At 69.3% G+C, this 14063-nt stretch carries 13 protein-coding genes; all 13 read right to left on the minus strand.

The window, feature by feature from the left end; translation table 11 throughout:
- Positions 1-59: 59 nt before the first annotated feature.
- Positions 60-923, minus strand: a complete 864-nt coding sequence (locus ACSQ3Y_RS19035; protein ID WP_436178481.1) for an isocitrate lyase/PEP mutase family protein — start codon at positions 921-923, stop codon at positions 60-62.
- Positions 920-2326: an FAD-dependent oxidoreductase gene (locus ACSQ3Y_RS19040; protein ID WP_057267581.1), complete on the minus strand. Its 1407-nt coding sequence runs from the start codon at positions 2324-2326 to the stop codon at positions 920-922. The genes ACSQ3Y_RS19035 and ACSQ3Y_RS19040 overlap by 4 nt, the downstream gene beginning before the upstream one ends.
- Complete coding sequence (locus tag ACSQ3Y_RS19045; protein ID WP_057267582.1) at positions 2323-2952, minus strand: cysteine hydrolase family protein; 630 nt, start codon at positions 2950-2952, stop codon at positions 2323-2325. Before ACSQ3Y_RS19045 ends, ACSQ3Y_RS19040 begins: the two co-directional genes overlap by 4 nt.
- On the minus strand, positions 2949-4991 hold the full coding sequence (locus ACSQ3Y_RS19050; RefSeq protein ID WP_436178482.1) for a hydantoinase/oxoprolinase family protein: 2043 nt from the start codon (positions 4989-4991) through the stop codon (positions 2949-2951). Before ACSQ3Y_RS19050 ends, ACSQ3Y_RS19045 begins: the two co-directional genes overlap by 4 nt.
- Positions 4988-6703, minus strand: a complete 1716-nt coding sequence (locus tag ACSQ3Y_RS19055) for a hydantoinase B/oxoprolinase family protein (RefSeq protein WP_436178483.1) — start codon at positions 6701-6703, stop codon at positions 4988-4990. The genes ACSQ3Y_RS19050 and ACSQ3Y_RS19055 overlap by 4 nt, the downstream gene beginning before the upstream one ends.
- Positions 6696-7199, minus strand: a complete 504-nt coding sequence (locus ACSQ3Y_RS19060) for a 3-isopropylmalate dehydratase (protein ID WP_436178484.1) — start codon at positions 7197-7199, stop codon at positions 6696-6698. Before ACSQ3Y_RS19060 ends, ACSQ3Y_RS19055 begins: the two co-directional genes overlap by 8 nt.
- The gene (locus tag ACSQ3Y_RS19065) at positions 7196-8473 is read right to left on the minus strand and encodes a 3-isopropylmalate dehydratase large subunit (RefSeq protein WP_436178485.1); all 1278 of its coding nucleotides are present in this window, start codon (positions 8471-8473) and stop codon (positions 7196-7198) included. Before ACSQ3Y_RS19065 ends, ACSQ3Y_RS19060 begins: the two co-directional genes overlap by 4 nt.
- The gene (locus ACSQ3Y_RS19070; protein ID WP_057203025.1) at positions 8470-9426 is read right to left on the minus strand and encodes a tripartite tricarboxylate transporter substrate binding protein; all 957 of its coding nucleotides are present in this window, start codon (positions 9424-9426) and stop codon (positions 8470-8472) included. Before ACSQ3Y_RS19070 ends, ACSQ3Y_RS19065 begins: the two co-directional genes overlap by 4 nt.
- Before the next feature lie 15 nt (positions 9427-9441).
- The gene (locus ACSQ3Y_RS19075) at positions 9442-10158 is read right to left on the minus strand and encodes an ABC transporter ATP-binding protein (protein WP_179680332.1); all 717 of its coding nucleotides are present in this window, start codon (positions 10156-10158) and stop codon (positions 9442-9444) included.
- The gene (locus ACSQ3Y_RS19080; protein ID WP_436178486.1) at positions 10155-10916 is read right to left on the minus strand and encodes an ABC transporter ATP-binding protein; all 762 of its coding nucleotides are present in this window, start codon (positions 10914-10916) and stop codon (positions 10155-10157) included. The genes ACSQ3Y_RS19075 and ACSQ3Y_RS19080 overlap by 4 nt, the downstream gene beginning before the upstream one ends.
- Complete coding sequence (locus ACSQ3Y_RS19085; protein ID WP_436178487.1) at positions 10906-11880, minus strand: branched-chain amino acid ABC transporter permease; 975 nt, start codon at positions 11878-11880, stop codon at positions 10906-10908. Before ACSQ3Y_RS19085 ends, ACSQ3Y_RS19080 begins: the two co-directional genes overlap by 11 nt.
- A complete protein-coding gene (locus ACSQ3Y_RS19090; protein ID WP_436178488.1) occupies positions 11877-12749 on the minus strand; it encodes a branched-chain amino acid ABC transporter permease in 873 nt (290 codons plus the stop codon). Before ACSQ3Y_RS19090 ends, ACSQ3Y_RS19085 begins: the two co-directional genes overlap by 4 nt.
- Positions 12750-12852: 103 nt before the next feature.
- Positions 12853-14055, minus strand: coding sequence for an ABC transporter substrate-binding protein (locus tag ACSQ3Y_RS19095; RefSeq protein ID WP_057203030.1), 1203 nt, complete (start codon positions 14053-14055; stop codon positions 12853-12855).
- Between the last annotated feature and the right edge of the window lie 8 nt (positions 14056-14063).

Consider the following 14063-nt stretch of genomic DNA (forward strand, 5'->3'; position numbering starts at 1 on the left):
TGCAATGAAGGATTTCCATGGAATGGTAAGCGGCCTCGAGTGCCGCAGTGCCGGCGGGGCTATTCGTACTTCTTGCCCTGCTCCATCAACTCGGGTGTCCCGATCAGCGCATTGAGCCCATCGAAATCCAGCATGCGCTCCTTGAACGGCGCCGTGGTCTGGTGGGCCTGCAGGCTGGCGTAATAGCCCTGCAGGGTGTGGGCCACGGCGCGCGCCGTGCCGCCCGGGAAGATGGCGATGCGAAAACCGCGCTGCCCCAGCTCCTGCGCGCTCTGCACCGGGGTCTTGCCGCCCTCGACCATGTTGGCCAGCAGCGGAATGCGGTGGGCAAAGCGTTCACAGGCCGCATCCATCTGCTCCGGGGTGCGCAGGGCTTCGATGAAGAGCGCATCCACCCCGCACTCCAGATACTGCTCGGCCCGGTTGAACGCAGCCTCGATGCCCTCGACCGCCAGCGCATCGGTGCGTGCCAGCACCAAGGTGTGGGAATGGTGGCGCGCGTCGAGCGCGGCGCGCAGTTTGCCCACCATTTCGGCGGCAGGCACCACGCTCTTGCCGTCCAGGTGGCCGCAGCGCTTGGGAAAACCCTGGTCCTCGATCTGCACCATGGCGGCGCCCGCGCGCTCGAAGCCGCGCACCGTGCGCTGCACGTTCAGGGCGTTGCCGAAACCCGTGTCGGCATCGACGATCACCGGCGTGCGCACCCGCTCGGTGATGCGCGCCAGGGTGTCCTCCACCTCGGTGTAGGTGGTCAGGCCCACGTCGGAGCGGCCCAGCCGGGTGTAGGCGATGGAGGCACCCGAGAGGTACAGCGCCTGGAAGCCCGCCTGCTCTGCCACCAGGGCGCTCAGCGCGTCGTAGACGCCAGGGGCCAGCAGGATCTGCGGCTGTTGCAGCCGTTCGTGCAAGGAAATCGTGGTCATGGGATGTGGCCCGTGGAGGGACGAAGCAGGTGTGCGGCGGTATGGGCCGCCAGGTAACCGCCGGCCACTGCGCTCAACAGGCCGTTGCCCGAGAGGTAGCCCCAGACGGCATCGCCCGAGACGCCGCGCGCCGCGCCGCCGGCCGCCAGCAGGTTGGGAAACGGGCAGCCTGCGGTGTCGAGTACCCGGCATTGCGCGTCGATATCTAGGCCGCCCTGGGTATGGAACAGTGCTCCTGTGACCTTCACGGCGCAGAACGGTGCCTGCAGCGGCCGGGCTTCCGGACGCGGGTACGGGCCCTGCCCCCCGATGGTGGCCGCCAGCGCGGCCTCATCACAGCCGATCACGGCCGCGAGGGCCTGCACGCTGTCGCAATGCTTCACGGCGCCCGCAGCCTCGGCATCCACGAAGTCCGGAAAGCCGCGCGCCAGCGCCAGGAGGGGCGCGTCGAACACATTCCAGGCCACGCCACCCGGTTGCGCCAGCACATGCACCGAGGCCTCCGAGTAGCCCTGCGTCTCGTCGTGGAAGCGCCGGCCCAGCGCGTTGACCTGCAGGCCCCCCTCCATCATCAGCGCCCACGAGATCAGAGCGCCCTGGGGAATGGCCCAGGAGCCATGGCCCTGGTAGCCGCCCAGGTCGGCCAGGCGCGCACCGAGGGCACGGCCCCAGGCGATGGCGCTGCCGTCGTTGCCCGTGTGGCCGGCGAACAGGGCATCGCGCATATCGGGCAGCAACTCGCGCACCATGGCGGCGTTGCCGCCAAAGCCGTTGCAGGCCAGGATGGCCGCGTCGCACGACAGGTGTTCCAGCCGGCCGCCGGGCCGCTCGTAGCCCACGCCGATCACCAGGCCGGTGTCGTCCGCCCACAACTCGCGCACGGTGGCATCGGTCACCAGGGGGATGTCGGCCGCCGCGACGGCATTGGCCAGGCGGCCCATCAGGCCCACCCCGGTCTTCTCGGGCACCGCATGCATACGGCGCACGCTGTGGCCGGGGTACAGAAAGCCGTCTAGCACCTGCCACTGCAGGCCGTGGCGCTGCTGCAGCGCATCGAGCGCGGGGCCGATGGCCCGGGCATAGGCCTGCACCAGCTGCGGCGCCGCCCTGCCCTTGGCCTTGGCGCTGATGTCGGCGGCAAAGCGCTCGGGGCTGTCGTCAATGCCCAGTTCCTTCTGCACCCGCGTGGCCGGTGCCGGGATGAAGCCCGAGGACAGGGCCGAGGAGCCCGTGGGCGTGGCATCGCGCTCCAGTACGGCGCATTCGACACCCAGGTCGTGCAGCATCAGCGCGGCCGTCAGGCCGCAGGCGCCGCCGCCAACGATGGCCACGGGCACATGGTTGCCCTGCGCGGCCGCGGGCATCCGGTCGGCGCGGCGAATGTTGGGCAGCGTGCCCGTCATGGCGTGCCCGCCGCCAGCGCAGCCATGAACTCTGCGCAGCCCAGCACCTGAGCCACGGTGGCCATGTCGGCCAGCGCGGTGTCGTGCACGTCCTGGCGGAAGGCGGCGCAGCCGTCCGACAGCACCAGGGTGCGGTAGTCGCGCATGTGGGCATCGCGCACCGTGCTGGCCACCCCGCCGTTGGTGACGATGCCGCACACAGCCACGGTATCGATACCGGCGCGGCGCAGCACCCAGTCGAGCTGGGTGTTGAAAAAAGCCGAATAGGCCACCTTGCACACCGAGAGGTCCACCCAGGGCGCGATCTCGGGCACATGGGCCTGCCCCCGGCTGCCGGGCGCGAAGTCGCCGCGCCGCAGGAAGGGCCGCAAGGTCTTGAGGTGGGGAGAGACCATGGGCTCGCCCTGTGCGTCGGGCCACAGCGTGAACTGGCTGCCTGCGACCAGGCCGTCCCCGGCCTTGACGGATGTGGCCACCTGCGCCACACGCGCCGGCAAGGCCTGCGCAGCCGGGCTCACCGCGCCGCCGCGCGCATAGGCCCCGTCGGCCGCGAGAAAGTCGTTCTGCAGGTCGATGATGACCAGCGCCACGCGCCGGGTGTGCAGGGGAGCTGCGGCGGCGGTCATGCGGAACGCACCAGAAGATTGCCCAGCGTATCCACTGTGGCGTGAAAGCCCGGCTCCAGCCACACCGTGGTGTCGGGCTGTTCCAGGATGGCCGGACCATCGATGCGGGCGCCCACCGGCAGCTCCAGCCGCGCATGGCGCGCCGCATCCCACCACCGGCCGGCATGGAACACGCGCTGCACGCCCAACGAAGGGTTCAGCGTGGTCGATTGCGGGGCCAGCACCGTGAGGTCGAACTTGGGGCGCACACCCACGCGGGCGTAGCGCAGGTTCATCACCCGCACGGCGATGCCGTCGAGCACGCGGCCGAAGGCGGCGCGGTAGGCGGCCTCGAAAGCCGCCTGGATGCCCTCGCGGTGGAGTGCCTCCGTGGCGAGCGGCACCTGCACGGTGTGCGTCTGCCCGGCATAGAGCATATCCAGCGCAATGACCTCTTGCACCTGCACGAACTGCACACCGGCCGAGTCCAGCCGCTGCTGGCAGGCAGCCGACAGGGCCTGCACGCGCTGTCGCAGGTCGGCCACGTCGAGGTCTGCCAGGGGTTTGTTCAGGGTCTGCACCGCGTCATGGCGCATGTCGGCCATCACGCAGCCGAGGGCAGAGGTGACGCCGGGGTAACGCGGCACGATGCCCGTGCCCACGCCCACCTCGCGCATCATGGCGCAGACATGCAGCGCGCCGCCGCCGCCGAAGGGCATGTAGGCGAACTGGCGCGGGTCGTGCCCGCGCTCGATGGAGACCACGCGCACGGCGCCGGCCATCTTGGCATTGGCCACGGTGAGGATAGCCTCGGCCGCCGCCATCACATCCAGGCCCAGGGGCTGGGCCACGTGGGTTTCGATGGCGTCGCGGGACTTGCCAGCGTCCATGGCGGCCAGCAGGCCACCGCCCAGCGGCCGGTCGGCCGCGATGCGGCCCAGCAGCACGTTGGCATCGGTCACCGTGGGCCGGGTGTTGCCGCGCCCGTAGCAGGCGGGGCCGGGCACGCTGCCGGCCGACTCGGGGCCCACCTGCAGCATGCCGCTGGCGTCCACCGAGGCAATGGAGCCGCCGCCCGCACCAATGGTCTCGATCTGGATCATGGGCGAGCGCACCACCATGCCGAATTCGATGGAGGTCTGCGCCGCCAGCGCCGCCTCGCCGCTCGCCACCAGCGACACGTCGAACGAGGTGCCGCCCATGTCGCCCGTGATCGCATCCGGGAAACCTGCCGCCCGTGCGATGGCCGCACAGGCGATCACCCCCGCCGCTGGGCCCGACAGCGCCGTGCGCACAGGCACATCGCACGCCGTCTGGCGCGACATCACGCCGCCGTTGCTCTGCACGATGAGCAGTTCACCCGCGAAGCCCTGGCCGCGCAGGTCGCCCTCCAGCCGCTCCAGGTAGCTGCCCACCACGGGCTGCAAGGCGGCATTGAGCGTGGCGGTGGAGCAGCGCTCGAACTCGCGGATCTCGGGCAGCACCTCACTGGCCGCCGTCACGTGGGCATTGGGCCACAGGCTGCGCACGGCGGCCACGGCGGCCTGCTCGTTGGCCGGGTTGGCATAGGTGTTGATGAAGAACACGCAGACGGCTTCGCAGCCGGCATCGAGCAGTGCCTGGGCCTGGGCTTTCACCTGGCCCAGGTCTACAGGCGTGTGCACCGTGCCATCGGCCAGCACGCGCTCGTCCACCTCCAGGCGCAGGTCGCGCGGCACGATGGGCTCGAAGCTGCCGCGCAGGCCCCAGGTCTGGGGCCGGTCGCGCCGGCGCATCTCCAGCACGTCGCGAAAGCCGCGCGTGGTGATGATGCCGGTGCGCGCCACCTTGCGCTCCAGCAGCGCGTTGGTGCCCACCGTGGTGCCATGCACGATGGTGGCAATGGCCGCCGCCGAATCCGCCACGCGGGCCACCCCGTTCATGAAGCCGCGCGCCTCCTCGCCCCTCGTGGAGGGCACCTTGACGATGCGCGCACTGCCGTCGGCCTCGTCGAGCACGAACAGATCGGTGAAGGTGCCACCCACGTCCACCCCCACCACAAAGGAAGCCTTGCCGCTCATGCTGCGCCTTTCACTGCTGCTGCGCTGTTGTCCGCCACTACATAACCCATCGCTTCGTCGCTCTGGCGCGCTGCGGCCGACCGTGCCGCAGGTACACCGTAGCCCCCGCCACCAGGCGTCTCCAGCCGCACGCGCTCGCCCTTTTGCAATCGGATGCCGATCATCTTGGAACGCATGGGCGGCACCTTCCACGTGCCCGCGTTCTCGTAGCTGAAGACGTTCATGGCGGCCTCTCCGCCCCCGGCAATGCCCTGGGGCGCAGCCTTGCCGCGCTCGCCGAAGATGAAGACCTCGGCATCCTGCTCCAGCAATTCGATCTCGTAGATGGCACCCAGGCCCCCCCGGTGCTGCCCGTCGCCGCCCGAGCCCGGGCGCAGCGCCCATTGCGTGAAGCGCACGGGGTACGCCGCCTCCAGGATCTCCAGCGGTGGAATGGTCGCCGTGGAGATGGGCGCGTTGCCGTGGCTCATGCCATCGCCGTCCGAATGCCCGCCATGGCCGCCACCGAAGAAGCTGAACATCACCCAGCGCTGGCCCTTGCGCGCGGCATCGGTGCGGTGCCCGGCGATGGACAGGGCATTGATGGTGCCGTAGGCCTGGGCCATGGCGCGCTCGGGCGCGGCCAGGGCCGTGGCGCTGAAGATCACATCGATCATGCGCAAAATGGTCTCGGTGTAGCCGCCCACCGGGCGCGGGCGCGCGGCGCTGATCACCAGGCCATCGGGCAGCACGAAATCCACCGCGTCGAGCACGCCCGCATTGGCCGGCACATCCGGAAACAGGTGCTTGAGCGCCACGTAGCAGGCCGCGATGGCCGTGGCGCGCGAGATGTTCACCGGCCCGGCGCACTGGGGCGAGGTGCGCGAGAAGTCGAGCGTGAGCCGGTCGCCCTGCACGGTCATGTCCAGGGCGATGGTCAGCGCCTCGTCCTTCACGCCATCGTTGTCCAGCATGTCGCTGAAGCTGTAGCGCCCATCGGGCAGCGCCGCGATGTGCGAGCGCATCAGCCTGACAGCGCGCGTGCGCAGCTCGCCCATGGCCTGCAGCACCACGGTGTCGCCGTACTGGTCGAGCAGGTCGTGCAGGCGGCGCTCGCCCAAGTCCAGCGCCGAGAGCTGGCCGTTGAGGTCGCCCCACAGGCTGTCGGGCAGGCGGGTATTGGCTTTCAGGATGGCCAGCACGTCCTCATCGAGCGCGCCGCCGCGCACGATGCGCACCGGCGGTATCTGCACCGCCTCCTGCCAGCATTCGGTGGCAGCCGGGTTGTAGTTGCCGGGCACGTTGCCGCCCACATCGTGCCAGTGCGCGGCCGAGGCGAGAAAGCAGTACAGCCTGCCATCGCGAAAGAAGGGCCGCACCAGCTTGAAGTCGTTGGCGTGCGTGCCGCCCTCGTACGGGTCGTTGAACAGCCAAGTATCGCCTTGTGCCATGCCGCCGCGCCCGGCGGCGATGCGCATGGCCGCGCGCACCGCGAAGGCCATGGCCCCCACGAACACCGGCAGGCCCGACTTGCCCTGCACCAGCGTGTCGCCGCTCGTGGCATCGTACAGGCCGTGGCAGGCATCGTGCGCCTCGGCGATGATGGGGTTGAACGCGCTGCGGTACAGCGTGGCGTCCATCTCGTCGGCGATCTGCTCGAGCCGCCCGCGCAGCACGGCCAGCGTGACCGGGTCCATCGACGTTGCTGTGGTGGTGGTGGTGTTTTCAGCCATTCAAGGCCTCCTTGCCAAATCGGGCGCGCAGCTGGTTCATCAAGCCGCCAGCGCGCACCATGTCCATGAGAAACGGGGGAATCGGATCGCACGCCAGGCGCGTACCATCCGCTGTGATCACGGCTGGGGCCTGCCAGTCCAGGGCAACGGCCTCGCCCTCGGCCACCTCGCCCGCCTGCGGGCAGGTCAGCAGCAGCAGGCCCAGGTTGAAGGCGTTGCGAAAGTACAGGCCGCTGAACGAGGGCGCGATGACCGCCACGACGCCCAGCCGCACCAGCACCGCAGCGGCCTGTTCGCGCGAGGATCCGATGCCGAAATTGGGGCCGGCCACGATCACGTCGCCCTTCCCTGCCCCGCCCACGAAGTCCGGCCGCACCGATTCCAGGCAGTGGCGGGCCAGCACATCGATGCCATGCTTCATCGCGTGGCCGGGGGCCAGCACGTCGGTGTCGATGTCGGCACCGAGCTTCCAGACCCTGTGCAGTGCGGCGTTCATGCCAGCACCTCGCGCGGGTCGGCAATGCGGCCCTTGAGGGCCGAGGCGGCCACGGTGTAGGGCGAGGCCAGGTACACCTGGGCCGTCGCCGAGCCCATGCGCCCCTTGAAATTGCGCGCCGTGCTGGAGATCACGGTGGTGCCGTCGCCCACGCTATCGCCATAGCCGGCGCAGGCGCCGCAGGTGGTCGGAAACAGCTCGGCGCCCGCCTCCTCCAGCACCTGCAGCACGCCTTCGGCCCGGGCGGCGGCCTGGTCCTGCTGGCTGGCGGGTGCCACCATCAGGCGCACGCCGCTGGCCACGCGCTGGCCGCGCAGCACACTGGCTGCGGCGCGCAGGTCGTCGAGCTTGGCGCCCGTGCAGGCGCCGATGTACGCCACGTCGATGCGCGTGCCCGCATGCTGGCCCACTGCGGCGGTATTGGCGGGGCTGTGGGGCGCGGCCACCTGGGGGGCCAGGGTGCCGGCGTCGAAATCATGGCGGGTGAGCGGCGCGCCGAGGTCGGTCGCCCAGGCGTCCAGGCCTTGCAGGTCGGCCTCTGGCACGCCGTGGGCGGCCAGCCAGTCGCGCGTGGTCGCGTCGGGTGCGATCAGGCCGGCCTGGGCGCCCAGCTCGGCGCTCATGTTCGAGAGCGTCATGCGCTCCTGCATCGACAGGGCCTGCACGGCAGCACCGGCGAACTCCACCGCTTGGTACTGGCCGCCGTTCATGCCGAAGCGGCCGATCATGTGCAGCATCATGTCCTTGGCGGTCACGCCAGCGGCGAGCTTTCCACTCCAATGCATCTGCAGCGTGTGCGGCACGCGCAGCCAGATCTCGCCGGTGACCACCACACCCAGCATCTCGGTGCTGCCGATGCCGAACATGTAGGCACCGAAGGCCCCACCCGTGGGCGAATGCGAATCGCCCCCCACGCAGAACATGCCGGGGCGGATGTGGCCGTGCTGCGGCACCACCACGTGGCAGATGCCCTGGCCGTCGTACACGTGGGGCAATGCCTGCTCACGCGCCCAGTCACGCGCGATGCGCACGATGCGGCGCGACTCCTCGTCGCGCTCGGGCAGGTAGTGGTCCATGACCAGCACCACGCGCGACTTGTCCCAGATGGTGGCACCGAGTTCGTCGAGCATGGGTTTGAGGCGCCGGGGGCCGGACGAGTCATGGAACATGGCCAGGTCCACCCGGCAGTTGACGATGTCACCCGGCGCCAGGCCGGTGCGCCCGCTCGCGCGGGCCACCAGCTTCTGTGCCAGGGTGCTGGGTGCGGAGCTCATTCGGGCTTGGCTCCGGCAAAACGCACGACCTTGGCCCAGCGCGGGATCTCGGCCTGCACGAAGCGGGCGAATTCCTCGGGGCTGTTGCCCACGGGCACGGCGCCCTCGGTCTCCAGGCGCTTTTTGACCTCGGGCGTGGCGATGGCCTGGCGGGCTGCGTCGCTCAGGCGCTTGGCCAGTTCGGGGGCCATGTTCCCGGGCCCGAACAGGCCGAACCAAGCGCTCGACTCATAGCCAGGCAGCACCTCGGCAATCGCGGGCACGTCCGGAAAGGCCGGCAGGCGCCTGGCACTGGTGACGCCAAGCGCGCGCAGCTTGCCCGCCCGCACCTGCGCCTGGGCGTTGCCCACGGCGGCGAACATCAGCTCCACCTGCCCGGCCAGCACGTCCTGCAGCGCCGGGGCCGTGCCCCGGTAGGGGATGTTGACGATGTAGGCGCCCGACTGCATCTTGAACGCATCGCCCGCCAGGTGCAGCGAGGAGCCCACGGCGCCAATGGCGAAGTTGAGCTTGCCCGGCCGCGCCTTGGCCAGCGCAATCAGCTCGCGCACATCCTTGGCCGGCACCGAGGGGTTGGCCACCAGGATCGAGGGCGAGGTGGCCACGCAGGTCAGCGGGGTGAAATCCTTGATCGGATCGAACGGCAGTGAGGGGTAGAGGCTGGCGTTGATGGCGTGGCTCGTGAAGCTCATGAGCAGCGTATTGCCATCGGGCGCGGCCTTGGCCACGGCATCGGCCGCGATGTTGCCACCCGCGCCAGGGCGGTTCTCCACCACCACGGTGCGGCCAAGCTGGCGCCCCATCTCGCTGGCCAGGTTGCGCGCCAGGGTGTCGGTGGAGCCGCCCGCAGGCGCGCCCACGAGGATGCGGATGGGCGCGTTCTGGGCCAGCACATGGCCCATGGACAGGGCCGCCGGCAAGGCCAGCAGCAGTTTTCGGCGGGGAACGGTCATGTGGTTGTCTCCTTCTCAAAGGCCCAGGTAGGCCCGGCGCAGTTCGTCGCTGCGCAGCAGTTCGTCGGGGGCGCCCGAAAACCGGATGCTCCCGTTCTCCATCACATAGGCGCGGTCGGCGATCTCCAGCGACTGGCCCACGTTCTGCTCCACCAGCAGCACGGCCAGACCCGTGGAGCGCAGCTGGCGGATCAGGCCGAACATCTCTTCGACCAGCAGGGGCGACAGGCCGAGCGAGGGTTCGTCCAGGATCAAGAGGCGCGGCTCGGCCATCAGGCCGCGGCCAATCGCCAGCATCTGCTGCTCGCCGCCGCTCATGGTGCCGGCCAGTTGGGTGGTGCGCTCCTTCAGGCGCGGGAAGGTGGCGAACACCTTGTCGATGTTCTCGGCCCGGCGCTCGCGGGCGCGCGAAAAGCTGCCCAGCGACAGGTTTTCGAGCACGCTCAGGTTGGGGAAGATCTTGCGCCCCTCGGGCACCTGGATCAGCCCGGCCTTGACGACCGCCGTGTAGTGCGCCCCGCTCAGGTCCGCCCCACCGAAGGCCACGCGCCCGGCCCAGGCCGGGTAGATGCCGCAGACCACGTTGTTGAGCGTGGACTTGCCCGCGCCGTTGCTACCCAGCAAGGCCACGGTTTCGCCGGGGTTCACCTGCAGGTCCACCCCGCGCAGCACCTCCACGCGGCCATAGCCGCCGCGCAGGCCTGCAATGTCAAGCAGTGGGCCCGTGCTCATGCAGCCTCCTTGGCGGCCGCGGCGCGCAGGCGCGCTGCCGTGCCATGGCCCAGGTAGGCCTCGATCACGCGCTCGTCGGATGTCACCGTGGCGGGGTTGCCCTCGGCGATCAGCTGGCCCTGGGCCAGCACCCACACGTGCTCGGCCAGGTTCATCACAGCCTGCATCACGTGCTCGATCATCAGCACCGTCACACCGCCCTCTGCAATGCCGCGCACCACGGGAATCATCTCGGCAATCTCCTGGGGGTTGAGGCCGGCCAGCACCTCGTCAAGCAGCAGCAGGCGCGGCCGGGTGGCCAGGGCGCGTGCCAGCTCCAACCGCTTGCGGCCGGCCACGGTGAGGTCTGATGCCGGCTTGTCCAGTTGGGCCGACAGGCCCACGCGCGCCGCCACTTCGGTGGCCAGTGCAAGGGCCGCCGCGCGGCGCGGCTCGTGCAGGTGGGCGCCCACGGCGATGTTCTCGCGCACGGTCTGGGCGGCAAAGGGCTGCACGATCTGGAAGGTGCGCGCCATGCCCAGGCGGGCGTTGAGGTGCGGCGCCTGGCCGGTGATGTCGCGCCCGGCAAACTGCACCGTGCCCGAGTCGGGCTTGACGAAACCGGTCATCAGTGCAAACAGCGTGGTCTTGCCGGCACCGTTGGGGCCGATCAGCGCGGTCAGCGAGCCTTCGGGCACCGTGAGGCTGACGTTCTGCACCGCCTTGAGGCCGCCGAACGACTTGCCCAGCCCCGTGAGGGTCAAGAGATCATTGGCCATGGCGGCCTCCCGAGCGTTTCCACAGGTCCACCACCGACTGGCCCAGGCCCGCGATGCCGCGCGGCAGGAACATGACGATGAGCACCAGCACCACGCCGTAGATCACCATGTTGATCCCCGGCAACTGGCCGAACAGGTTGCGCGTGAGGTCGGCCAGCACATGCAGCACCAGCGCGCCGAGCACCGGCCCCCAGACGGTGCCGATGCCGCCCACGATGGCCGCCACCAGGGCCTCCACCGAGGTCACCGAGCCGTAGGCAATGCCCGGGTCGATGTACTGGAACACCTGCACGTAGAACGCCCCGGCCGCGCCCATGAAGCCGCCCGACAGCGCGATGGCGCCCATCTTCACCGTGAACGGGTTGACGCCGATGGCGCGCGCCGCGTCCTCGTTGTCGCGCACGGCCTGCAGCCAGGCGCCGAAGCGCGAGTTGCGCAGCCACCAGCTCACCAGCAGCGCCAGGGTGACCAGCGCCAGGATCAGGAACACATAGCCCTTGCGCGAGCCGAACTGCATGTTCGCGAGCGACTCCCTTAGCGGCAGCATCAGACCCACGCCCGCCCCGGTGAACGGCACCGACAGCGCCAGGATGCGGAACACCTCGGCAAACGCCAGCGTGACCAGCGCGAAGTACGAGCCCTTGAGCCCGTAGCGGAACGACAGCCCGCCCACGAAAAGCCCCACCAGCGCGCTGCCGGCCACCGCCATGGGCAGGGCCAGCCAAGCGTTGATGCCGCCCTGCATCTGTGCAATGGCCTGGATGTAGGCCCCCGTGCCGAAGAACAGCGCATGGCCGAAGGAGAACTGGCCGCCAAAGCCGCCCAGGATGTTCCAGGCCTGCGCCAGCAGGGCCGCGTACAGCGCCATCATCACGAAGTTGAGCAGCACGCCCGAGTCGGACCAGCCCGTGAGGGCCGCGATGGCGAGTCCGAAGAGGGCGATGGCCCAGAGTTGCTTGTTCACTGCCTGGCTCCAAAAAGGCCCTGCGGGCGAAACAGCAAGACGGCGATGAAGATGGCGAAGATGCCGATCTGCCCCAGCGATTCACCCAGGAACAGCCCCCCGAGCGACTCCACCACCCCAATCAGCAGCCCGCCCACCAGCGCGCCGGTGAAGCTGCCCATGCCGCCGAGCACGACGATGGTGAAGGCCACCAGCACGAAGCCGCTGCCCACCTGCGGGTTGACGTAATAGGCCGGCAGCAGGAAGCAGGCGGCAGCCCCCAGGCAGGCCAGGTCGATGCCGAAGCTCATGGCGTAGACATGGTCGACATGGATGCCCATGAGCTTGGCGCCGTGTTTTTCGCGCGCCACGGCGCGGATGGCCCGGCCCAGGTCGGTGCGCCCCACGATCCACAGCAGCAGGCCCGAGACCACCAGCGCCCCGGCGAACGACACCAGCTTGGGCAGCGCGATCATGGCCGGGCCGATGGCCACGGTGGTCAGGGTGTAGGCGGTCTCGATGGTGCGCGTGTCGGACTTGAAGAACAGCAGCGCCAGGTTCTCCATGACGATGGAGATGCCCAGGGTGACCAGCAGGATGTTCTCGTCCTTGCCGTGGCTGGCGCGATTGATGACCACGCGCTGCAGCACATAGCCCAGGGCGAACATGCCGGGCACGAGGATGGGCAGCGCCAGGTAGGGATCGATCCCCCAGTGCTGCTTGAGCAGGTAGACGGCGTACAGCGCCAGCATCAGCGACGCGCCATGCGCGAAGTTGATGATGTGCAGCACGCCGTAGATCAGCGTGAGGCCCAGCGCGATCAGTGCGTAGACCGCGCCGGTCGTCAGGCCGTTGAGGACCGAGGGGAAGAGGATGCTGAGCTCGAACATGGGTGGTGTGTGCGGCAGTCAGGCAAAGGCGCGGCCTGGCACCAGAGGGTTCTGGCGCCGTGCAGACCTGTGCATGGCCGCAAAAGTGGGAGTTGTCAGCCGCTCAGGCCTTCAGCGGAAAGAGCGGGTCCGCTTCGCGGTAGTCGCGCGGGATGATGACCTTGATGTCCTTGTTCAGCACCTGGGTCATGAGCGGCTGGGCGCCCTGGTTCTGCCCGGCCACGAACTTCGTGGCGCCGTACGGCATGATGTGGTCAGCGAAGGTGCTCTTCTCCAGCGCGTCGATGATGGCGGCGCGGTCCACCGATTTGGCACGCTCCAGCGCATCGGCCAGCAGCCACATGGACGTGTAGGTCATGAACAGCTCGTAGCTGAAGAACAGGCCCTTGGCCTCCACGCGCTTCTTGAGGTCCTGCGCCCGCTTGTCCTTGGGGTTGAACCAGTGGTTGCAGTCGATGATGCCGTTGGCCGCGTCCGGAAACTCCTTGACGAACTTGTAGCTCGACGCGGCGCCGCCCAGCACCGAATAGATGGCCTTGGGCGTGACCTTTTGCTGCTGCATGGTGCGCACCAGCAGCGCGTACTCGTTGTAGTAATTGGCGGGGATCACGATGTCGGGGTTGATCGCCTTCATGCGCAGCACGATGTTGTTGAAGTCGCGCGTGGGGTTGGCGTGCTTGACGACCTCCTTGACCTCGTAGCCGTAGCCGGGCAGCTCGCGCGCCAGCAACTGGGCCGTGCCCGAGCCGAACAGCGACTCCTCGTGGATGATCATCACCGTCTTGGCGGGCTTGCCGGCCGCGGTGTTGAGCACGTGCAGGTTGGCCACAGCGGTTTCGGCGCACTTCTTGTAGCCGGGACCGAAGCGGAAGGTGTTCTTCAGCCCGCGCTCCACGATCTGGTCGGCCACGCCCACGTCCACGATGTGCGGCAGGTTGTACTTGGCGGCCGCCTGCGTGGTCGCCAGGCAGATGGCCGAGGCAAACGCCCCGACCACGGCGGACACGCCCGCCTCGTTCATCTTCTCGACCTCGGCCGCGCCGGCCTGGGGCTGGGATTGCGCATCGCCCAGCAGCGCCTCGAGCTTGGCGCCGCCCAGGGACTTGATGCCGCCGGCCTTGTTGATGTCCTCGATGGCCATCATCGCGCCTTCGCGGCATTGCTGGCCCGAGTAGGCCAGCGCGCCCGTCACGGGGTGCAGCACCCCCACCTTGACCGCCTTGGCCTGTGCGCCGCCCACCAGGGGGAAGGCCAGGGCCGATGCGGCGGCGGCCGACTGGGATAGGAAATGGCGGCGGTTGCTCATGGGCGTTC

The sequence above is a fragment of the Acidovorax sp. LjRoot66 genome, assembly GCF_964253305.1.
Classification (GTDB): Bacteria; Pseudomonadota; Gammaproteobacteria; order Burkholderiales; family Burkholderiaceae_C; genus Acidovorax.

Bases quoted from the DNA above. Each gene is read 5' to 3' on its own strand.
- ACSQ3Y_RS19035 (WP_436178481.1), bottom strand. From the start codon at position 923: ATGACCACGATTTCCTTGCACGAACGGCTGCAACAGCCGCAGATCCTG.
- ACSQ3Y_RS19040 (WP_057267581.1), bottom strand. From the start codon at position 2,326: ATGACGGGCACGCTGCCCAACATTCGCCGCGCCGACCGGATGCCCGCG.
- ACSQ3Y_RS19045 (WP_057267582.1), bottom strand. From the start codon at position 2,952: ATGACCGCCGCCGCAGCTCCCCTGCACACCCGGCGCGTGGCGCTGGTC.
- ACSQ3Y_RS19050 (WP_436178482.1), bottom strand. From the start codon at position 4,991: ATGAGCGGCAAGGCTTCCTTTGTGGTGGGGGTGGACGTGGGTGGCACC.
- ACSQ3Y_RS19055 (WP_436178483.1), bottom strand. From the start codon at position 6,703: ATGGCTGAAAACACCACCACCACCACAGCAACGTCGATGGACCCGGTC.
- ACSQ3Y_RS19060 (WP_436178484.1), bottom strand. From the start codon at position 7,199: ATGAACGCCGCACTGCACAGGGTCTGGAAGCTCGGTGCCGACATCGAC.
- ACSQ3Y_RS19065 (WP_436178485.1), bottom strand. From the start codon at position 8,473: ATGAGCTCCGCACCCAGCACCCTGGCACAGAAGCTGGTGGCCCGCGCG.
- ACSQ3Y_RS19070 (WP_057203025.1), bottom strand. From the start codon at position 9,426: ATGACCGTTCCCCGCCGAAAACTGCTGCTGGCCTTGCCGGCGGCCCTG.
- ACSQ3Y_RS19075 (WP_179680332.1), bottom strand. From the start codon at position 10,158: ATGAGCACGGGCCCACTGCTTGACATTGCAGGCCTGCGCGGCGGCTAT.
- ACSQ3Y_RS19080 (WP_436178486.1), bottom strand. From the start codon at position 10,916: ATGGCCAATGATCTCTTGACCCTCACGGGGCTGGGCAAGTCGTTCGGC.
- ACSQ3Y_RS19090 (WP_436178488.1), bottom strand. From the start codon at position 12,749: ATGTTCGAGCTCAGCATCCTCTTCCCCTCGGTCCTCAACGGCCTGACG.
- ACSQ3Y_RS19095 (WP_057203030.1), bottom strand. From the start codon at position 14,055: ATGAGCAACCGCCGCCATTTCCTATCCCAGTCGGCCGCCGCCGCATCG.